Origin of the sequence: Aquamicrobium soli (genome assembly GCF_042646345.1) — a bacterium.
Taxonomy (GTDB): domain Bacteria; phylum Pseudomonadota; class Alphaproteobacteria; order Rhizobiales; family Rhizobiaceae; genus Mesorhizobium; species Mesorhizobium soli_A.
Genome location: NZ_JBHRTK010000001.1, coordinates 275,299 through 294,122 on the forward strand (window position 1 = coordinate 275,299; position 18,824 = coordinate 294,122).

The window sequence follows — 18,824 nt, forward strand, 5'->3', positions numbered from 1 at the left end:
GAGGATGCCGACGCTTACCCGGGGAGGCGAACCGTCCCGCTGCCGCAATCGTCAATGGTTTGCCCGACGGCTGGCTCATGGCCGACGGTCTCTCTATCGCGGCTTGTAGCCGTGGCGCGCGCAAAAGCGATCGAACTCGCGCTTGCGCGGCCGGTGCCCGGTGTAGATCGCGATATACTCGGGCATGCGTTTCAAGCGGAGCGCGATGTCCTCGTCCGACTGCATGGAGATATAACCGATCTGTACCAGATAGGTCGTACGGGCATGAACGTCGGCTACCGTCTCATCGAAGCCGAACCGCACGAACATGCGCGTCAGCGCCTCAATGCGCATTTGGTCGGCTTTTCGGACTTCAGCGAGGATATCCGGCGCCTGCAACGCCCAACTGCGAACGGCGAATTCGAACTGGGAATCGAACAGATCTCTGTCCAGCCAGCAGTCGAACACGTTGAGCATCGCCTCGGCCAGGCTCTCGGCATAAGCTTCGCTCTGCCGGATCAGGCCTCCCGTGTTCTTGTCGCGCCAGCGTGCGACCAGAGCCGCCAATAGTTCCTGCCTGTCTCGGAAGAACCAGTAGAAGCTTGTCCTCGAAATCCCCAGTCGCTTGGCCAGCGGCTGAATCTTCACGGCTTCGATACCGGATTCAAGCAGGGCGTCCGACGCAGCCTGAAGCCAGATCTCCAGGGAGCCGCGCCAGCCGCTATCGATCGATACCTGATCCATAGGTCGTTTTCTTACCAAGATGGCCGATCAGAAACAAGAGGAATGTCCATAGGTGTCGCCATGCATGACACTGATGTTTTCACAATTGACATATGTGAACATTCTGCCCTAGCGTTATAAGCATGTCTCGGATGGAGTCCGGCAGTGAGCAACGACCCTCTCCTTCAGCCCTTTCAACTCAGGCACCTGACGCTCCGAAATCGCATCATCGTCACCTCCCATGAGCCCGCCTATCCGGAGGAGGGCATGCCAAAAGGACGCTACAGGGCGTACACCGTAGAACGGGCCAAGGGCGGTGTGGCGCTGACGATGACCGCTGGATCGGCGGCGGTGTCGCGTGACAGCCCACCTGTCTTCAATAACCTCCTCGCCTACAAGGATGAAATCGTTCCCTGGATCCGGGAAATGACAGACGCGGTTCATGAGGAGGGTGCAGCGATCATGATCCAGCTGACCCATCTTGGGCGGCGTACGCGCTGGGACAAGGGTGATTGGCTGCCGGTTGTTGCCCCCTCTCATCACCGGGAGGCCGCGCATCGCGCATTTCCCAAGAAGATCGAAGATTGGGATATCGAACGCATCATCAAGGATTTCGCGGACGCCGCTGAGCGCATGAAGGCCGGCGGCATGGATGGCGTCGAAGTCGAGGCCTACGGCCACCTCATCGACCAGTTTGTTTCACCGCTTACCAATGAGCTCGACGGGCCTTATGGAGGCTCTCTTGAAAACCGAATGCGCTTCTGCCTGGACGTTTTTTCTGCCATGCGCCAGCGCGTCGGTGACGCCTTCATTTTGGGGGTGCGTTACACGGCGGACGAATGCCTTGCGGGCGGCACAGGCAAGGCCGATGGGCTCGAAATCTCAAAACGCCTCAAGGATAGTGGCCTTATCGACTATCTCAACGTCATTCGCGGTCATATTGATACGGACCCAGGCCTTACCGACGTCATCCCCATCCAGGGCATGACAAGCGCGCCACATCTCGACTTCGCAGGCGAAATCCGTGCTGCCACCGGCTTCCCAATCTTTCACGCTGCTAGGATTCCGGACGTCGCCACAGCCCGGCATGCGATTGCGGCAGGCAAGGTAGACATGGTCGGCATGACTCGCGCGCATATGACTGACCCGCACATCGTGCGCAAGATCCTGGAAAAGCGCGAGGACGATATCCGCCCTTGTGTCGGCGCCAACTATTGTCTCGACCGAATCTACCAGGGCGGCATGGCGTTTTGCATCCACAACGCCGCGACAGGGCGCGAAGAAACGATGCCGCACGTGGTGGCGAAGGCGAAGGAGCGCAGGAAGGTCGTCGTCGTCGGGGCGGGCCCCGCGGGCCTGGAGGCGGCGCGCGTCCTGGGTGAGCGTGGACATGACGTCGTCGTGTTCGAGGCGGCAAACAAGCCCGGCGGCCAGATCCGGCTCACCGCCCAGAGCGAGCGACGCCGCGAGATGATCGGCATCATCGACTGGCGCATGAACCAATGTAGCAAGCTCGGCGTGGCCTTTCGCTTCGATACTTGGGCCGATGCCGACACCCTCCTTGCCGAGCACCCGGACGTGGTGATCGTGGCAACGGGCGGTCTGCCGCATACCGAGGTCCTTGCACAGGGCAACGAACTAGTCGTTTCCTCCTGGGACATCATATCTGGTGACGTAAAGCCGGGCACCAACGTGCTCATCTTCGACGACGCGGGCGACAACGCCGGCCTGCAAGCGGCCGAAGTGGTGGCAAAGGCTGGCGCCAAGGTTGAAATCATGACACCGGATCGCTCGTTTGCGCCCGAGGTCATGGCCATGAATCTCGTCCCCTATATGCGCGCACTACAGAAGCTTGACGTGGTCTTCACCGTCACCTGGCGGCTGGAACGGGCGGAAAAGAGCGGCAATCAGATCGTCGCCCACATTGGCAGCGATTATGGCGGCGTCGCGCAGCAGCGCCATGTCGACCAGATCGTCATCAACCACGGCACCGTTCCGCTGGATGAGCTCTATTTCGACCTGAAGCCCCGGTCGAGCAACCACGGCGAGATATCGCACGATCAATTAATCGCTGGCCAACCTCAATCGGTCGTTCGCAATCCAGAAGGGAAGTTCCAGTTGTTTCGGATTGGCGACGCCGTGTCCGCCCGCAATACGCATGCCGCCATCTACGACGCGCTGCGACTAGCGAAGGATATCTGATTACCCAGCTTTCGCGCTTACTCGCATAACCCCGGTTGGAGAGCATCCGGTCTCATCTGGTAAGAACCATAACAGGGAGGAAGATATGGGATTCTACAAAAGCAACGGCGACCGCGTTCCGCCGATCATCGAAAGGATGGCCGAAGAAGCCCAACGCGGGCGCGTGGACCGACGCGAATTTCTGGCGCTGGCGAGCGCGCTCGGCGCTTCGACAGCATTCGCCTACGGCATGATCGGCCTTGCCGCGCCGACGCCGGCTCTCGCACAGCAGGCCAAGAAGGGCGGAACGTTGCGAGTGTCCATGCCGGTCAAGGCCCAGAAGGACCCGCGCACCTACGACTGGGTCGAACTGGCTAACGTCTCGCGCACTTGGCTGGAACCGCTGGTACGCTACACCCGCGAATTCACGTTCGAGCCAGTGCTGCTCGAAAGCTGGGAGGTCAATGACGACGCTACCGAATATGTCCTGCATCTGCGCAAGGACGTAACATGGAACAATGGCGATGCCTTCAATGCCGACGACGTCGTCTACAATATTGGCCGCTGGTGCGAAAAGGCGGTCGCGGGCAACTCCATGGCCGCCCGTGTCGTCTCACTGACCGACGAGGCGACGGGGAAAGCCAGGGACGGTGCCATCACCAAAGTGGACGACCATACGGTCAAGCTCAAGCTCAGCGAACCGGACATTTCGCTCATCGCCAATTTCACCGATTATCCAGGGCTGGTCGTGCATCGCGGCTTCGATGCCGAAGGCGCCGATCCGGTAGCCAAGCCGATCGGCACCGGGCCGTTCGAACTCGTCTCCTACGACGTCGGCACGAAAGCCGTCGTGAAGCGGCGGGAGAACGGAAAATGGTGGGGCGGCGAAGCGCTTCTCGATGGCGTCGAGTTCATCGACTACGGCACGGATTTTTCGGCCACGGTTAATGCTTTCGATTCCCGTGAAATCGATATGAACCTGGAAACGCCCCCCGACTTCATCGAAATCCTCGACAGTGCAGGTCTGGTAAGCTCGGAAGTCGCCACCGCGACGACGGTGGTCACCCGTACCAACGTTACCCACAAGCCGTACGAGGACCAGAAGGTGCGTAATGCCTTGCAGATGGCCGTCGACAACAATGTCGTGCTCCAGCTTGGCTACAGCGGCCGCGGCACGGTAGGCGAAAACCACCATGTCAGCCCGATCCATCCCGAATATTACCCGCTTCCAAAGAAGGAACGCGATGCCGAGGGCGCGAAAAAACTGATGGCCGAAGCCGGCCAGGCCGATTTCGAACATGAACTGATCACCGTCGACGACGACTGGCAGAAGAATACCGGCGATGCGATAGCGGCTCAGCTTCGCGAGGCGGGGATCAAGGTCAAGCGCACGGTGCTGCCAGGCGCGACCTTCTGGAACGACTGGACGAAGTTCCCTTATTCGATGACAATCTGGTACATGCGCCCGCTGGGCGTCCAGGTCCTGACATTAGGGTACATGACGGGCGGCGCCTGGAACGAAACCGGCTACTCCAACCCGGACTTTGATGCCAAGCTGAAACAAGCGCTCTCCATTAACGACGTCGATAAGCGACGCGAGGTCATGAAGGACCTGGAGCAGATTCTGCAGGATTCGGGCGTCATCATTCAGCCCTTCTGGCAAAAGGTCTTCAGTCACATGAACAAAAACGTCAGGAATTACGGCGTGCACCCTACATTCCAGATGGACCTTCAAAACGTCTGGCTTGACGCCTGATTTTTTCCAAGGTGAAACGTCTGCGGTGTCCAGCGTCCGTGCTGGACGCCGCTAGACGACCTTGCTTCGTTGACCGTTTACGGCCGGGCTTCTTCCGGCCACCAAACGTGATCCGCGCCTCCGGTATCTATAGCCGCTGGCGTGGCTCTGATTGCGCTTGGCACCGGCGGCACCAATCTCGGCCACTTGATCACCGGAAACTCCTTCCTCAAGGAAGGGGCGGCAATGCCCCCGTGCTTTCCGGCAATCTATCCAGATCGAATATTTCCGACCACGTCTTGAACCTTAACGCGGTGATGGACATGTCGCTCATCACTACCGATGTGGACAGCCGCATAGCGAACAATGGGAGGTTCAAAACGGAACATAGCGGGTCATTCACCTTCACGTCCGGTGCGACGACCTACACCCCTCCCATGCGATGGGCGTCGATATTGCTGCATCCGATGTGATAATCACGCCGTGTTCTACGTCAACAGGCGCCGCGAACATGTGGGTTTCATCGGTGGACAACGTCGACAAGACGTTCACCTTGACGGCCTCTGCCGCGATGGGCGCAACCGCCGTTTTCGGCTATCGGATTAAGAAGTTCTAAGAGATGGGCCAGCCCAGCAGTCGCTACGAGCGGGACACGATGCTCCCGTTCGTAGGCGCGCAAACTGTTGTGAGTGCGGACTTTCAGTGTTCCGTGGCAAATTCGTATTCGAGCAAGTGTCATGATCAATCTCGCCAGTTTGTCGCTGGCGCATAGATGCCCGGCCTTAGGGGTCTGTGCTGGACAAATCATCCGAGATCGGGGACCCGCGGCAGTGGGTCGGGCTTGTCGACGCCAAGTCGTCTGGCCCACGGGTCAAACAATTCAACGGAATGATCCGGTATGTTCTTCGGCTGGCTATCCGCATCGTCTTTGCGGGTGCTGCTCATAGTGGTAGTTCCGCGGCTCATCAATTTAAGGATGAGCTCTAGGTCTATCCAAAAGGTAAAGCATCCTCATTTGCGACTAAAAAAAGCTCGGTCGCAAAACTGGGATGAGCGGCCGGATCTAATGTCACCGAATATGAGGTGCCGGAGTGCGGATCATACTCCGACGCACGGAAGGGGCAATGGAAAAGCCAGGTCGCCACAGGAGGTAGCGGCCGAGCCTGGGGTGCCTGGCGGCTTGGGCAAACCGGGCAGGGCTAATCACACTTCGAGATTCTGTAGCGGCAATAGAAAGCCCCGGTGCAGAAGGGGAACGCAACCACGCCTGGGATTGTCGATCAGTTACTGCGCTGGAATAAACGAATGGTTACCGGCCCGCGTGTCCTGATGGATGCGCGGGCTTGTGCATCTCATGTGGATCGTCGGAGGCGGCTAATTAGTGCCCGCGAGCATGCGTGCCCTTCAACCCAAGAGGTCGGCTAAGCTCTACTTTCTCATGAAGGACCGCCAGCGTCTCGATCCATGCCGCGGCCTTGGGTGGTATTTCAACCCAGCCGGCGAGCCATGCCGCTATCAGGGACACGTCGCAGTCCATGGCTCGGGCCAGTGTGTCGGGTGACCAGCGGATAATAAACAGGGATTCGTTGAGCCGCTCCGGGGTCACGCATCACCCTCCGGGTCATCCACAGGGATCCAGCCTTCTTCGCCCGGTTGCGGGTCTGTGTTGCGCAGGCGCAGTGCGGCGCGACGCAGCAGAATGGCCAGTTCATGGCGCGGCATGTCGCTGATGTGGTCGGCGGCGTCTTCAAGCTGGCGGATGAAGCGGTCACGGGCTGTTGCCATCCCCAAGCCCTCCCCAGAGCAGGGCAAGACTTTCACTTTTCTATCCCTGACGCAATTACTGATTGCGACCAGGTCGCGCGCTGGCTTTGGTTGGCGGGCTTTTTGTCGTTGGAACCAATTAAGCCGGGCGGAGTTTCGGGCTTATTCCATGACAGGTCCCTCACATCTGCTTGGATAAGCCCGTACCGGTTCGCTGGTGCAGGCTTTCATCGCAGGATTACATCTATTCTCGACCAGGACGTTGGCAAGGACCCGCCATGCAGCATGTTTGCAGCACCATCGAGCAATTACGCCGGTATAACGCTACTTGCGAAGCACGCACTGAACTTGAAGAAGTCGACGCGCTTCTAGGGGTCGCGCTCGAAGAGGTCAGGCGCAAAATCAGGCAAAAAGCTCGCGCGCCACATCCCTGAGAAACGGCTGGGGCTAGATCTGCTCGGAAGACGGAATCTGCCCGGACTCGGGCGGCGGGATTGGAACCGTTGGGACATCCCGCCGAAGAACTTCCCCAAAGACAATCACAGCCTCGCTGATAAGGCGGCGCAGTTCTTCGCGATCGAGCACATCAAAATGTTCTTCGGCATCCATGAGATTGACGAGCAGATCGACGCCGCGTTGGTGCAGTAGCATTCAAACCTCCGGCGCGCTATTTCTGTCGCGCTTTGCGATTGGCGTAGCGCAGATCACGTGCGGCCTTTCGCAACGCCGCATCCTCGATGACGCGAGAAATGCGGTCTGTCTCAGCCTTCTCACGTGCTTCGACTTCGGCTCTTGCGGCAGCATCAGCGGTTGCCTGACGTTCGGCCGCCGCAGCCTGAGTCCTCTTCTGCTCATCGAGTTTCAGGCGTTCTCTTTCTGCTCGCCGTTCTTCCCTGGCCACAGCTACCGCCATACGCTCTTCCTGCCGTGCGAGCCTGGTCGGCTCAGCGGCTTCCTTTGCGGCACGATAGGACTGGAGGAGAGCCGCCTTCGCGTCGGCAGCGGCGCTGCGGCGATCGGAGAGATCATTGTCTCTGGTGTTTTTCAAATCTGTGTTCCGTTTGAATCTGCTCACGCTGGGTTCAGGCATTGATGGCTCGCTTCGCGCTAAGGGCGGCAGTTGCCCTCGCGCGATCATCCGCTTCCTTTGCCAGGCGGGCATTCTTCAGTCGCGAAGTCTTGTCCTCGCGAGCCTTGGCCATCGTGTCGACTTCTTCGATGGCGCGATTTCGCGCCAGGAACTGCGATTGTGCCTTCGTAAAGGCGCTCTCCGCCTGTTGGCGGGACTTGCTGTGTTGCGTCATGATGGTCCTTCGGGCTCTTCTGACGGCGGGCGATAACAAAAAAGGCCAGGCAAATGCCTGACCTTTCTCGGTCTCATGCTCTCGACAGTGCCAGTACATCCGTGGTCAAGGGAGAGCTAATAACGATTACGCAGCCTGCAGATTGCAGGCTGACATCTTGCCGGACTTGCTGTCGCGCTCCAAGTCGTAGCCGATCTTCTGGCCCTCGACGATTTCGCGCATACCGGCACGCTCGACGGCGGAGATATGGACGAATGCGTCAGCACCACCATTGTCGGGCTGGATAAAACCGAAGCCCTTGGTGGAATTGAACCATTTAACTGTGCCAGTGGTCATAATGAACCCTTTCATAGCGTGTATTGTTACCGCCACGCGGGAGTGCGCTGCGGATCAGAATAACGATTATTGAAAGGGAGGTTCGTCCAAGCGCGGTGCCAATCGCGCAATAACCAAAGCTCAACAAGCAAATATCGGTACGCCTACATTCAGAGACAGCCCCTCTCAATGTCAATAGCTTGTTTTGTCGCCGCCGATCGCCGGCACCAGAGCGGAGCTGGCATCTATCAGTGCTGCGTCAACTGCTCTAACGTAGCCAGCAGACGCCGCTCAGCAGAGCCTTGCTGCGGTCGGTGGTCATGATGTTCGCGTCGTCAATCCCGTTTTAGAGAGACGCCGTCACCAATAGCCGGTTGGCCATCCGCGAGGAAGGTGACCCCGGCCGCTTCAAGCGCGCCCCGGATAGCGGCAAGGTTGTTAACGGAGGGAATCCGTCGTCCCTTCTCGAAATCCCGAATGGTGCTTTCGCTTAGTTGTGCTGCCGAGCCGAGCCGCATTTGAGACCAGTTCAGTAGACCACGTGCCGCCCTCGATTGTTCTGCCTTGATTGCCATTTCGGTTCCATCATTCCGGAAAACGTTTAGCACGAACCGAAAACGCTGACATCGGGAAGATTCACGCTTTTGCCTTGGTGGAACAAACCCGCACGTTGCTGGTTGGGAATACGTCGCGATGCACACCGCGACGGAGGAACCCCCGTCCTCTCTCGGCCCGTCACCCGGGTGACGGGCTTTGTTGATGAAGCTGTACGAGGAGCAGCCCGGTCGGGCAGACGGTCGGAAAGGAAACGGCCGGGCCGGTTGCCTAGGCAACCTAAAAACGCTGGCGGAACATGGAGCGGGAGTCAAGGATGGTTCGTCGCCCAATTACATTGCAATGCCGTGCCGGCGGCAATAGGAGTAAAGACGTGGTGCTTAGTGCTTTTCGTTGGCGAAGTAGATCAAGCTGAAGTCCCCAAGCCTCCCGCCGCGCCGCTTGTAACTTGCCGCGAAGGGGCGATCCAGCGGATACTTCCGGCAATCGAAATCTTAGTCCCGCTGCCGCACCCAACTACACACGGCAACATCGCCGATCTTGTCCTCTGCACTTTTGAGGCCTCAGGAAAGACCGTCGCAGGCGTTGCATGCCGAAAGGCTTGCAGACGGGTTGACCACTTCCGTGGCGTCCGCACGATGAACTTTCACGCCGTCTTCTTTGCAGCGCTGCTGATCGTGCGCTTCTATGAGAGGTTCACGCCGCGCCAGATTGGCCGAGCGGGCTTCATCTTGTGCACCATCGCATTGCTGTGACTGGCCTTTGTCGTGCGCAACGACTGGAGCTCCATTCCCGTGCTGTTCGGCCTTTTCGTGTTCGGCATCGGTCAAGGGTCACTGGTGACACTGCTGTTCAATGTGCGGGTTACGTCTTCGCCCAAGGAACTTGCCGGCGATTGGCCTTCCCCCTGAGAACGGGTCCATATTGAGAGTTAGAGTTTCGGCTATTTTGGGCTTTGAAAGGAGCACGGAATGGCACGGAAGAATTACACGAGCGAGCAGATCATCGGGATGTTGCGGGAAGCGGAGGTGCGGCTTTCTCAGGGAGAGAAGACCGGCTCGATCTGCCGCGGCCTGGGGATATCGGAGCAGAGCTACTACCGTTGGCGCCGCGAGTATGGCGGCCTGAAGGTAACGCAAGCAGCACGACTGAAGGCGCTGGAGAAGGAGAACGCCCGGCTCAGGAAGGCGGTCTCCAACCTGACGCTGGACCCCTTGATCCTGAAGATGTAAACGGTGGGGCTTTTCGCTCGCGTTCTAACTCTGTTCCTACCACGTGTCAGGAGGCGACGGGTGGCCAGTGGAAATCGAATATTCGTGCTGGGAATCATTGAAAACGTTTGATTTTTGGGAAACACGTTGCGGGCGTTGTGACATACCGGCCGGGTCGGGCCCTACGGCATGTGCGCTGAGTTCTCGCGCACGTGGTATCGCGGCAATGGCAAAGCCCTCCGACGAACAGGGAAAACTGCATGCCATCATCGCCTAAGAGCATGTGTGACGAACATGGCCATGCTCAGGCCAGGCGTCTCGTTTACCGAACTGACGCAGCGCGGCCTCAAGATTCCGGCCGAATTCACCGAACAGCGCTACGGTGTCATGATGCACGGTATCGGACTGTGCACGAACATCCGGCCGTCGCTAACTACGAAAATCTCTCCAAATGTCCTTTCGACCAAGCCTTAATGGGCTGAGTTTCTTCGGCGGGAGGGGTCGTTCTCAGGAATATTTGTCGAGCCAATCAGCGAAGAGGCGCGCTTTCGCAGAAGCCCGCGCAGAGATCTTGAGATAGAAAGGCACCGGCGAAGGAATGGCGGCAGGAACGAGCCTTGTTAGCCGCCCTTCTTGCAAGAGGCTCTGAATGAGTCCCTCCCAGCCCAATGCGGCCCCGACATCGTCTTGTGCCGCCTGGAGTGCGATCATGTAGTTGTTCACGTGAAAGCCGCGGCCTTTAGGAGCGGGCTGCGATAGCGCCGCGAACCATTCGGTCCAGGTCGTCCAATCAGTCTCCTCTATACCCGAATGGATCAAGGGCACCTGTAGCAGATCTTCCAGTCGGGTGATGCTGTATTCGGCTGCGAAATTGTCCGTTCCCACAGCGACGATGCGATCCTGAAAGAGTTCCTTGTATTCGACGCCGTCCTGCCGCGGATTGCCATAGCGGATGCTCAGATCACAGCGGCTGTCACCAACCGGCACGTCGCTGACGATCTGGGAGACGGTGACGGAAGGATGGAGCTTCCAGAAAGCCGAGATCTTCGGTGTGAGCCACAGCGCACTGACGGCAGTGGTGGTGCCGATGATTACATCGACCGTTTCCGGCTGCCCGCGTAATCGGGCGATAGCTTCGGAAATAGTCTCGAAGCCACGCTGGATGGCAAGGAACAGGAACGCTCCTTTTTCCGTCAGTTCAACGCCCCGAAACCGGCGCACGAATAAACTGCACGCGAGATCTGTCTCCAACGCCTTGATCTGATGGCTGATCGCGGCGGGCGTTACATTCATCTCCTGCGCGGCCTTTTTGAAGCTCAGATTGCGGGCGGCCGCTTCAAAGCAGATCAGGGCGGTCATGGAGGAGAAATCATATGGGCGGCGCACGCGGCTTTCCTCCGAGGAGATGTGCTCCTCTCCCTGCCTTGAGATTAGTTGATATAACTCAAGATGAAATTTAATGCCATTGTCAAAGGGGTTATGGGCGCTAGTGATGTTAAATCATCTGAATCCTTGATCTCGGAAGCTAGGAGGTCGCCACCATGATCAACATCCAGGAATTGCTCAGTCGCCGCATACCGGGCCATGCCCTCGAGCAACCCTTCTACGTGTCGCCAGATGTTTTCCAACTGGACCTCGAACAGATATTCTACAAGGAATGGCTCTATGCTATCCCGGCGTGCCAGCTCACGAAGACCGGCAGTTACGTCGCCCTGCGCATCGGCGCTTATGAGATCATCATCGTCAGGGGGCGCGACGGAGAGATCAGGGCATTCCACAATACCTGCCGCCATCGCGGCTCGATGATCTGCAAGGCCCGCGAGGGCCAGGTGGCCAAGCTTGTCTGCCCTTATCACCAATGGACCTATGATCTGGACGGAAAGCTGATGTGGGCCAGCAATATGGGCGCGGATTTCGATCCGACCAGCAACGGCCTCAAGTCAGTGCACCTGCGAAATCTGAGCGGCCTGCTCTATGTCTGCGTGGCCCAGGAACCACCTGCATTCGAGCCTTTCGCTCGGGACGCGGCTCCCTATCTCGACGTGCATGACCTGTCGGACGCCAAAGTGGCCTATACCTCGACGGTCGTGGAAAAAGGTAACTGGAAGCTGGTCTGGGAGAACAATAGAGAGTGCTACCATTGCAGCGCCAATCATCCGGCGCTCTGCCGGTCGTTTCCGCTGGATCCCGAGATCGCCGGCGTATCGGCCGATGGATCGATTTCCGCCAGGCTGCAGGGGCATTTCGACCGCTGCGCAGCTACCGGCGCCCCGGCGCAATTCCTGATTGGCGGCGACGGGCAATTTCGCCTGGCGCGAATGCCGCTGGAGGAGACGGCCGTCAGTTTTACCATGGACGGCAAGACGGCGGTCAGCAAACCGCTTGGCCATGTAAGCCTACCGGACGCCGGTTCCCTGCTCGTCTTCCATTATCCAAGCACATGGAACCATTTCTTGCCTGATCATTCGCTGACGTTCCGCGTCATGCCGATCGGCCCGACCGAAACCGAAGTCACCACCACGTGGCTGGTACACAAGGATGCGATCGAGGGGGTGGATTATGACCTTAAGCGCCTCACCGAAGTGTGGACCGCGACGAATAACGAGGACCGCGAGGTCGTCGAAGCAAACCAGAATGGCATCCGCTCTCCAGCCTACGCTCCCGGCCCCTATGCGCCCGAATGGGAAAGCGGGGTAATCCAGTTCATCGACTGGTATACTACCTGGATGGAACAGGCCGTCGCGCCCCATCGCATAGCAGCAGAATAACCGTCCATGGTCTCTTCTGTCGCGAGACCCAGGCTGGTGCTGTGGACGGACGCGGAGAAACTGGAGTGCGTCGACATCTTGCCGGAGGCGCCCAATGTCATCACCTTTTCCTTCCGCAGCCCGTCCGGCGCCCTGTTCAGCTTCGATCCTGGCCAGTTCCTGACACTGGAACTGCCGCTTCCGGAGGGATCGATCCATCGCACCTTTACGATATCGTCGTCCCCCTCGCGGCCTACCTCGCTGACGATCACGGCGAAGGCGCAGCCGGATTCGATCGGTACGCGCTGGATGTTCGAAAATCTACGGCCCGGGATGCGGTTGAAGGCGATCGGACCGGCCGGCCTGTTCTCGATCGTTCATCATCCCGCCGACAAGTACCTGTTCATCTCAGCGGGATCGGGCATTACGCCGATGATGTCCATGACCACTTTTCTCTACGATTCAGGGCTTAATGCCGACATCGTCTTCGTCAATTGTGCCAGGCGGCCGTCGGATATCGTCTTCCGACAAAGCCTGGAGCACATGACGACACGGGTCACTGGCATCGACCTGAAATGGGTGGTGGAGGAGACCGATCCTTACCGACCCTGGACGGGCTATAGGGGAACGTTCAACCAGTTGATGCTCGGACTTATGGCCCAGGACTATCTGGAAAGAGAGGTCTTCTGCTGCGGGCCAGAGCCGTTCATGCAGGCCGTACGGGGCGCTCTCTCCGGCCTTGGCTACGATATGGATCGCTACCATCAGGAAAGCTTCCAGGCCGAGCCCCATGAAGCGGAGGCTGTTCCCGAAGACATAGAACCACAGGATCACAAGACAGCGGAAATACGCTTCTCTGTGTCGGATGTGGTGGCGAAATGCAACGAGACCGCGACGATCCTCGATACGGCTCGCGCTGCCGGCGTCCCGATACCCTCCGGTTGCAGCATGGGCATCTGCGGTACCTGCAAGGTGCGCAAGCTCGATGGCCAGGTGCACATGGTGCATAATGGCGGCATCACCGACGAAGATATCGCCGACGGATTTATCCTTGCCTGCTGTTCCAAACCATTGGCACGCGTGACAATAGAGCTTTAATTATCCCCGTCGTCTGACGGTTTGCATCTTTGATGAATCGGCCCGGATATTGGCCTCGCCGTTTTGGCTCCGCGAGCTTATCTCGTGCTTCATTGGCGACCTCCTTTCCAATGATCATGACATTCGAATAAAGGGGCAGGTCGCTCCCGTGCAGAACGGAGGTAGAGACCAGGTCGTTATCTAGCGGAGCGAAAATTCCGAGCACCTTGAGCAGCTTCGACGAATGTCCGGCGCGCTAACGGTTCCGCTCTGCCAGCCATCAAGCGCATCACAGCACGTTTTGAGCGCTCTGGGGTATTCGTTGGGGGGGATGATGCGCCCAAACGTCCCGCATCACTTCGCGTATTTCATAGACGCTGTCTGGTCGCGGTCCAGCCCCACGGCCGCGCTGAAAAATCTGCTCGTCTCACAAGCGAGAATTGGGGTGGTCATGATACTCTGCCGTGTTCAGCCAGGAAGTCCAGTAGCGCACGAACGCGCGATGGCAATGGGCCGCCCTGACCGACATATACGGCGTGAAAGGCTTCGGTCTCACCGGTATCGAGATTGCCAAGGACCGGCACCAGCCGTCCCGCGGCAATGTCGCCGCGCACGGTGAAGGCGGCAAGCCGAGCGAGGCCTACCCCGGAAAGCGCCAGATGCCGGAGCCCTTCGCCGTCGCTTGCCTGGACGCGGCCAGTTACTGGCACAACAATGCCTTGCCCATTCTCCCGAAGCGGCCAACCATCGACTGCGCGGGTATAGCCGAAGCCGAGGCGATTGTGCTGTTCCAGATCGGCGATGCTGCGCGGTTCGCCGTAGCGCCCCAGATAGGAGGGTGCGGCAACGATGGTCAGCGCCGTCTCGCCGAGCTTGCGTGCCAAGAGGCTGGAGCTTTTCAGTGGCCCGGCCCGGACAGCAACATCGGTTCGCTCGGCTAGAAGATCCACCACTGCATCCGTTTGCACAATGTCGAGCGTGACGCCCGGATGCAGCGCAAGAAATCCCGGTAGTGCCGGCGCGAGGACATGGTTGAAATAGGACGCGCTCGTGTTGACGCGCACGCGCCCCAACGCTTGCTCGCCGACGTTGGCGGTCCGCTCGGCGTCGTCCAGATCGGCAAGGATGCGTGTCGCTCGTTCGTAAAAAGCGCAGCCCTCCGGCGTCAGCTGGAGCTGCCTTGTCGAGCGGTTGAGTAGCCTTGTACCGAGCCGCGCTTCCAGGCGCGCGATTAGTTTGCTGACTGCCGAAGGCGTCATTCGTGCGGCGCGCGCGGCCGACGAGAAACCGCCGAGTTCCACCACACGAACAAACACTTCCATCTCGCCGGATCGATTGACCTCGAGTCGTGCCATCGTGACCTCATCTCACAAGTGATGTTCCTGAGCGCCTTCTATTTCATCTAAATCCGGCGGTCTATCTTTCGCGGCCTAGTTCCGAAGGAAGATCGAGAAACATCATGCGCCTGGCGCTCTGTGCCCTGACAACCGGGACCCTCGGCATCGGCGTCACCCTCCGCGCGCCGATCCGGACCGCGGCGCTGACTGTCCGCTGGCCGCGTAAGTATGTGCTGCTCAGTCTGATGGTCCTCTTCGTCATCGCTAACGCAGCGTGCGCGCTCGCGCCGTCCTATGAATGGCTGACGGCCGACGGCAAGTTGATTCGCGCCATCGCCGGCACTCTGGCGGCGCTCGCCGCCGTCCTTGGATTAATGACCTTTGCCCTCGACAACCAGATTGCCGCCATCGTCTTCACCGGCCTCCTGGGCGCGGCGGGCTTCGCCACCGTCGCACCCTTGCAGATGTGGGTGCTGTCGAAGGCCGAAGGCGCAGGCCAGAGCCTCGCATCGAGCTTCAATATCGGAGCCTTCAACCTCGGCAACGCCATCGGCGCATGGGCCGGAGGCGTGGTCATCGACCAAGGGCCGGGCCTTGCCGTGGTGCCGATCACGGCTGCGTTGTTTCCGCTACTCGCCATCGTCACCGCGTTGATTGCCGTCCGGGCGAGCAAGGGCGCGACGCTGACACCCTCATGCAATCCCGTTCACTAAGGAGTATTCCCATGGACTATCGACCGCTCGGAAAATCCGGCCTCAAGGTGCCGGTCCTCAGCTTCGGTGCTGGCACCTTCGGCGGCTCCGGCCCGCTATTCAGCAATTGGGGCAATTCGGACGCCACCGAGGCCGGCCGACTCGTGGACATCTGCCTGGAGGCTGGCGTCAACCTGTTCGACACCGCCGATGTTTATTCAGACGGCGCTTCGGAGGAAGTGCTTGGCGAAGCGATCAAGGGCCGGCGAGATGCCGTGCTGATCTCGACCAAGACCAGCTTGCCGATGGGCGACGGGCCGAATGACGCAGGTTCCTCGCGCTTCCGGCTGATCCGTGCGGTGGAGGATGCGCTGCGCCGGCTCCAGACAGACTATATCGACCTGTTGCAACTCCACGCCTTCGACGCTGGCACGCCAGTCGAGGAAGTGCTTTCGACGCTCGACAGCCTCGTTCGCGCCGGAAAGGTCCGCTATGTCGGCATCTCCAACTTCGCCGGCTGGCAGATCATGAAATCGCTGGCTGTCGCCGACCGCTATGGCTGGCCACGCTATGTCGCCAATCAGGTCTATTACTCGCTGGTCGGACGCGACTATGAATGGGACTTGATGCCGCTCGGCGCGGATCAGGGCCTTGGCGCGATGGCATGGAGTCCGCTCGGTTGGGGACGCCTGACCGGAAAAATCCGGCGCGGCACACCGCTGCCCGAAAGCAGCCGCCTGCATCAGACCGCGAGCTTCGGCCCGCCTGTGGACGACGAACACCTCTATCGCGTCGTCGATGCGCTTGACGAGATTGCCGAGGAAAGCGGCAAGACTGTTCCGCAGATCGCACTCAACTGGCTGTTACAGCGTCCGACCGTTTCTTCGGTCATCATCGGCGCGCGCAACGAGGAGCAGCTTCGCCAGAACCTTGGGGCTGTGGGCTGGAGCCTTACACCGCAACAGGTGGCGAAGCTGGATGAGGCGAGCGCTGTTACCGTGCCCTATCCTCATATACCTTATCGGCGGCAGGAAGGCTTTGCTCGCCTTAACCCGCCGCTGGCAGGTTGAAGTGGTCTCGCGTGAGACTGATGAGGCAAATACTCCTGCTGATTGTGACATCATGCCTCGATTGCCTCCCGGTTAAATAAACGCTTCAGCTCCTCCATCGCTGGAGGCGCTATTGCGCTATCATCCCGGGGAGCGCGCGATGGAGTTTCCCGGCTTCTTCGCAGAAGCACCCACGATCTCGCTGCGTGATCCGATGGCGGCGTTCCTCGGAGCCTCCAAGGGCGGCATGATCACCTATTGCTGTGCTGACGCCGTGAAGCTGGCCGGCCATTCCTGTCCCACAGTCGCTGGCGCATATCTGATGGTAAGGCGCGGGCTCCGGCATCTGTACGGTGACGACGTGCCCCAGCGCGTCGCGCTCGAAGCCTATCTGGGCGGTGCGCGCGATCGGGGCACGACCGGCGTTGTCGCCGCCATCGTCACACTCCTGACGGGAGCGGCGCCGGAGACCGGATTCGGCGGCATCGGCGTGCACGGCTGGTTCGCACGCCGCGACCTCCTTCATTTCGACGCGACCTTCGACGGCATAATGGCGCTGCGGCGGACCGACATAATGCAAGGCGTCGTTCTCGGCCTCGACGCCACCGTCGTCCCGTTCGCCCGCGAGATGCAGACGGTGTTGCCCAAGGTAATGGCCGGGCAGGCCGACGCGGACAAGCAGGCGCGCTTCGCGGTGCTCTGGCAGGCGCGCGTCGAGCGCAAACCCGCTGTTCTGTCTCGACATAGCCCGATCCGTCGCGCTTTCAATCTGAACCGGAATAAACACCGGGGTCGAAGGCGGCGGGAGCGCCGCCGTGTCCTTCTGCGCCAGCCGGTGCTGGCGTATCCACTTCCAAAGAAGGTTCGCATTGACCCCGTGTTCGAGCGCAAGTCTCGATACCGAAGCGCCAGGCTCAAGGCAGGCCGCGACAAGACGCTCCTTCGAGGCGGGATCGTATCGGCGGCGCCCGTTCCGACCGACAAGCCTCACCCGCAGTTTCCGCTCACCTTCTTCCATAACTTGGTGTCCACCTACTTTGGTGGACACCTCATGCATCAGGGCACGCAACAGCAAAAGGAGCGGGGAAATGCGCGCTTACGCATGATCCCCCAAACGAACTAATTGTCCTTTTGACGCCGCGAGCTCACTCTCAAATCAGGATCTTTCCTTTGTAGGAGAGTTTGGTGACATCGAGCTTTAATGTCCATGATGCGGCCGGCTATGATCAAATCATGGGTCGCTGGAGCCAAAAGCTCGCCCCGCTGCTGGTTGATTTTGCGGGCCTTGCTCATGGTGAAAGGGTTCTTGACGTTGGTTGCGGCACCGGCAGCCTGACCTTCACATTGGCCAAAAATCCTGATCTGGCTGAAATTAGGGGAATCGACTTTTCTCCCGTGTTCGTCGACGCGGCGACACGTCGTAACACGGACCCGCGCGTCAAAATTCGTCAGGCAGATGCTTGCGCCTTGCCATTCGCGGATGACGAGTTCGATCGTGCGTTTGCACTGCTCGTGCTCCACTTCGTGCCGGAGGCAGGCAAGGCCGTGGCCGAGATGCGGCGTGTCGTGCGACCGGGCGGAGTGGTCGCGGCCGTCGTATGGGACCATCTCGGCGGCATGCCCGCAATGCGGATGATGGTCGACACGGTTGCTGCATTTAGCGAGGAAGGCTGTCAACTGCGCAACCGCTACTGTTTCCAGCCCATGATGCAGCCCGGAGAAATGAGGCAGACCTTTGTCGAGCAGGGACTGGTCGATGTCGTCGAACGCGAAATGATGATCCGTATGGATTACCGAAACTTCGACGACTATTGGGCGCCCATCGCCGCTGGCGAAGGTCCGCTCGGCAGATATGTAGTTGCCCTCAACAACGTGGAGCGCGCTCGTACTGATAAAGCGGTGCGGGAAGCGTATGAGGCGGGGCGGCCCGATGGGCCTAGGTCATTTGCAAATGCCGCCTGGGCCTGCAAGGGCCTCGTTCCGTACCAGAACGCTGAGCGGAGGTAGCTCCGCTCCCATTCTCGCACGTCGTCGGTTGCAAGCGGCAGGCCAACCTCAGAGCCCGCGCCATCCGCACCATCGAAGACCTTCGGAAGGCAACCGACGACATCTGTGACCTTTATTCGCCACAGCAGCCGGGTACGCCTGAATGCCC

General features: G+C 59.5%; 18 protein-coding genes and 2 pseudogenes. 9 read left to right on the top strand and 11 right to left on the bottom strand.

Features of this window, described 5'->3' with window-relative positions; translation table 11 throughout:
- Positions 1-93: 93 nt before the first annotated feature.
- Entirely contained in the window at positions 94-723 is a 630-nt protein-coding gene (locus ACFOHJ_RS01415; RefSeq protein ID WP_378217729.1) for a TetR/AcrR family transcriptional regulator, read from the bottom strand.
- Positions 724-867: 144 nt separating this feature from the next.
- Between ACFOHJ_RS01415 and ACFOHJ_RS01420 the strand changes: the two genes are divergently transcribed.
- Both ACFOHJ_RS01420 and ACFOHJ_RS01425 read left to right on the top strand, forming a co-directional pair.
- The gene (locus ACFOHJ_RS01420; protein ID WP_378217731.1) at positions 868-2,904 is read left to right on the top strand and encodes an oxidoreductase; all 2,037 of its coding nucleotides are present in this window, start codon (positions 868-870) and stop codon (positions 2,902-2,904) included.
- A gap of 85 nt (positions 2,905-2,989) precedes the next feature.
- A complete protein-coding gene (locus ACFOHJ_RS01425) occupies positions 2,990-4,639 on the top strand; it encodes an ABC transporter substrate-binding protein (RefSeq protein ID WP_378217733.1) in 1,650 nt (549 codons plus the stop codon).
- Positions 4,640-6,220: 1,581 nt separating this feature from the next.
- Here the strand turns inward: ACFOHJ_RS01425 and ACFOHJ_RS01430 are convergent.
- The 7 genes from ACFOHJ_RS01430 to ACFOHJ_RS01460 form a co-directional block, all read right to left on the bottom strand.
- Positions 6,221-6,403 (bottom strand): hypothetical protein, encoded by a 183-nt coding sequence (locus tag ACFOHJ_RS01430; protein WP_378218089.1) that lies wholly within the window; start codon positions 6,401-6,403, stop codon positions 6,221-6,223.
- Between the two features lie 426 nt (positions 6,404-6,829).
- Positions 6,830-7,033 (bottom strand): hypothetical protein, encoded by a 204-nt coding sequence (locus ACFOHJ_RS01435; protein ID WP_378217735.1) that lies wholly within the window; start codon positions 7,031-7,033, stop codon positions 6,830-6,832.
- 16 nt (positions 7,034-7,049) lie between these two features.
- Positions 7,050-7,430, bottom strand: a complete 381-nt coding sequence (locus ACFOHJ_RS01440; protein ID WP_378218060.1) for a DUF6481 family protein — start codon at positions 7,428-7,430, stop codon at positions 7,050-7,052.
- 34 nt (positions 7,431-7,464) lie between these two features.
- Entirely contained in the window at positions 7,465-7,686 is a 222-nt protein-coding gene (locus ACFOHJ_RS01445; RefSeq protein WP_378217738.1) for a hypothetical protein, read from the bottom strand.
- A 126-nt stretch (positions 7,687-7,812) separates the two neighbouring features.
- Positions 7,813-8,022: a cold-shock protein gene (locus ACFOHJ_RS01450; protein ID WP_184296509.1), complete on the bottom strand. Its 210-nt coding sequence runs from the start codon at positions 8,020-8,022 to the stop codon at positions 7,813-7,815.
- A gap of 314 nt (positions 8,023-8,336) precedes the next feature.
- Positions 8,337-8,576, bottom strand: a complete 240-nt coding sequence (locus ACFOHJ_RS01455) for a helix-turn-helix domain-containing protein (RefSeq protein ID WP_378217741.1) — start codon at positions 8,574-8,576, stop codon at positions 8,337-8,339.
- 543 nt (positions 8,577-9,119) lie between these two features.
- Positions 9,120-9,386, bottom strand: a complete 267-nt coding sequence (locus ACFOHJ_RS01460) for a hypothetical protein (RefSeq protein ID WP_378217743.1) — start codon at positions 9,384-9,386, stop codon at positions 9,120-9,122.
- 141 nt (positions 9,387-9,527) lie between these two features.
- On the opposite strand from ACFOHJ_RS01460, the pseudogene ACFOHJ_RS01465 reads away from it, so the two are divergent.
- Together ACFOHJ_RS01465 and ACFOHJ_RS01470 are read left to right on the top strand one after the other, a co-directional pair.
- Positions 9,528-9,782, top strand: a pseudogene (locus tag ACFOHJ_RS01465) (transposase); the annotation flags it as partial.
- Between the two features lie 270 nt (positions 9,783-10,052).
- Positions 10,053-10,241, top strand: coding sequence for a hypothetical protein (locus ACFOHJ_RS01470; protein ID WP_378217745.1), 189 nt, complete (start codon positions 10,053-10,055; stop codon positions 10,239-10,241).
- Between the two features lie 33 nt (positions 10,242-10,274).
- On the opposite strand, the gene ACFOHJ_RS01475 is transcribed toward ACFOHJ_RS01470, so the two are convergent.
- Entirely contained in the window at positions 10,275-11,153 is an 879-nt protein-coding gene (locus ACFOHJ_RS01475) for a LysR substrate-binding domain-containing protein (protein WP_378217747.1), read from the bottom strand.
- A 155-nt stretch (positions 11,154-11,308) separates the two neighbouring features.
- Here ACFOHJ_RS01475 and ACFOHJ_RS01480 point away from each other — a divergent pair, with 155 nt between their 5' ends.
- Positions 11,309-12,535 carry an aromatic ring-hydroxylating oxygenase subunit alpha gene (locus ACFOHJ_RS01480; RefSeq protein ID WP_378217749.1) on the top strand — a complete coding sequence of 409 codons (1,227 nt, stop codon included), beginning with the start codon at positions 11,309-11,311 and terminating at the stop codon, positions 12,533-12,535.
- Between the two features lie 6 nt (positions 12,536-12,541).
- Positions 12,542-13,612, top strand: coding sequence for a 2Fe-2S iron-sulfur cluster-binding protein (locus ACFOHJ_RS01485; RefSeq protein ID WP_378217751.1), 1,071 nt, complete (start codon positions 12,542-12,544; stop codon positions 13,610-13,612).
- Positions 13,613-14,040: 428 nt separating this feature from the next.
- On the opposite strand, the gene ACFOHJ_RS01490 is transcribed toward ACFOHJ_RS01485, so the two are convergent.
- Positions 14,041-14,946: a LysR family transcriptional regulator gene (locus ACFOHJ_RS01490; RefSeq protein WP_378217752.1), complete on the bottom strand. Its 906-nt coding sequence runs from the start codon at positions 14,944-14,946 to the stop codon at positions 14,041-14,043.
- Positions 14,947-15,050: 104 nt separating this feature from the next.
- Between ACFOHJ_RS01490 and ACFOHJ_RS01495 the strand changes: the two genes are divergently transcribed.
- Together ACFOHJ_RS01495 and ACFOHJ_RS01500 are read left to right on the top strand one after the other, a co-directional pair.
- A complete protein-coding gene (locus tag ACFOHJ_RS01495; protein WP_378217754.1) occupies positions 15,051-15,641 on the top strand; it encodes a hypothetical protein in 591 nt (196 codons plus the stop codon).
- Between the two features lie 11 nt (positions 15,642-15,652).
- The gene (locus tag ACFOHJ_RS01500; protein WP_378217756.1) at positions 15,653-16,690 is read left to right on the top strand and encodes an aldo/keto reductase; all 1,038 of its coding nucleotides are present in this window, start codon (positions 15,653-15,655) and stop codon (positions 16,688-16,690) included.
- A 733-nt stretch (positions 16,691-17,423) separates the two neighbouring features.
- Here ACFOHJ_RS01500 and tnpA read toward each other — a convergent pair.
- Positions 17,424-17,687: pseudogene (tnpA, locus tag ACFOHJ_RS01505) on the bottom strand (IS66-like element accessory protein TnpA); the annotation flags it as partial.
- A 167-nt stretch (positions 17,688-17,854) separates the two neighbouring features.
- On the opposite strand from tnpA, the gene ACFOHJ_RS01510 reads away from it, so the two are divergent.
- Positions 17,855-18,676, top strand: a complete 822-nt coding sequence (locus tag ACFOHJ_RS01510) for a class I SAM-dependent methyltransferase (protein WP_378217758.1) — start codon at positions 17,855-17,857, stop codon at positions 18,674-18,676.
- Positions 18,677-18,824 lie beyond the last annotated feature (148 nt).

Excerpts from the sequence above, each read along its gene's own strand:
- ACFOHJ_RS01500 (WP_378217756.1), top strand. The coding sequence starts at position 15,653 with ATGGACTATCGACCGCTCGGAAAATCCGGCCTCAAGGTGCCGGTCCTC.
- ACFOHJ_RS01435 (WP_378217735.1), bottom strand. The coding sequence starts at position 7,033 with ATGCTACTGCACCAACGCGGCGTCGATCTGCTCGTCAATCTCATGGAT.
- ACFOHJ_RS01430 (WP_378218089.1), bottom strand. The coding sequence starts at position 6,403 with ATGGCAACAGCCCGTGACCGCTTCATCCGCCAGCTTGAAGACGCCGCC.
- ACFOHJ_RS01450 (WP_184296509.1), bottom strand. The coding sequence starts at position 8,022 with ATGACCACTGGCACAGTTAAATGGTTCAATTCCACCAAGGGCTTCGGT.
- ACFOHJ_RS01480 (WP_378217749.1), top strand. The coding sequence starts at position 11,309 with ATGATCAACATCCAGGAATTGCTCAGTCGCCGCATACCGGGCCATGCC.
- ACFOHJ_RS01490 (WP_378217752.1), bottom strand. The coding sequence starts at position 14,946 with ATGGCACGACTCGAGGTCAATCGATCCGGCGAGATGGAAGTGTTTGTT.
- ACFOHJ_RS01425 (WP_378217733.1), top strand. The coding sequence starts at position 2,990 with ATGGGATTCTACAAAAGCAACGGCGACCGCGTTCCGCCGATCATCGAA.
- ACFOHJ_RS01495 (WP_378217754.1), top strand. The coding sequence starts at position 15,051 with ATGCGCCTGGCGCTCTGTGCCCTGACAACCGGGACCCTCGGCATCGGC.
- ACFOHJ_RS01445 (WP_378217738.1), bottom strand. The coding sequence starts at position 7,686 with ATGACGCAACACAGCAAGTCCCGCCAACAGGCGGAGAGCGCCTTTACG.
- ACFOHJ_RS01455 (WP_378217741.1), bottom strand. The coding sequence starts at position 8,576 with ATGGCAATCAAGGCAGAACAATCGAGGGCGGCACGTGGTCTACTGAAC.
- ACFOHJ_RS01485 (WP_378217751.1), top strand. The coding sequence starts at position 12,542 with ATGGTCTCTTCTGTCGCGAGACCCAGGCTGGTGCTGTGGACGGACGCG.
- ACFOHJ_RS01415 (WP_378217729.1), bottom strand. The coding sequence starts at position 723 with ATGGATCAGGTATCGATCGATAGCGGCTGGCGCGGCTCCCTGGAGATC.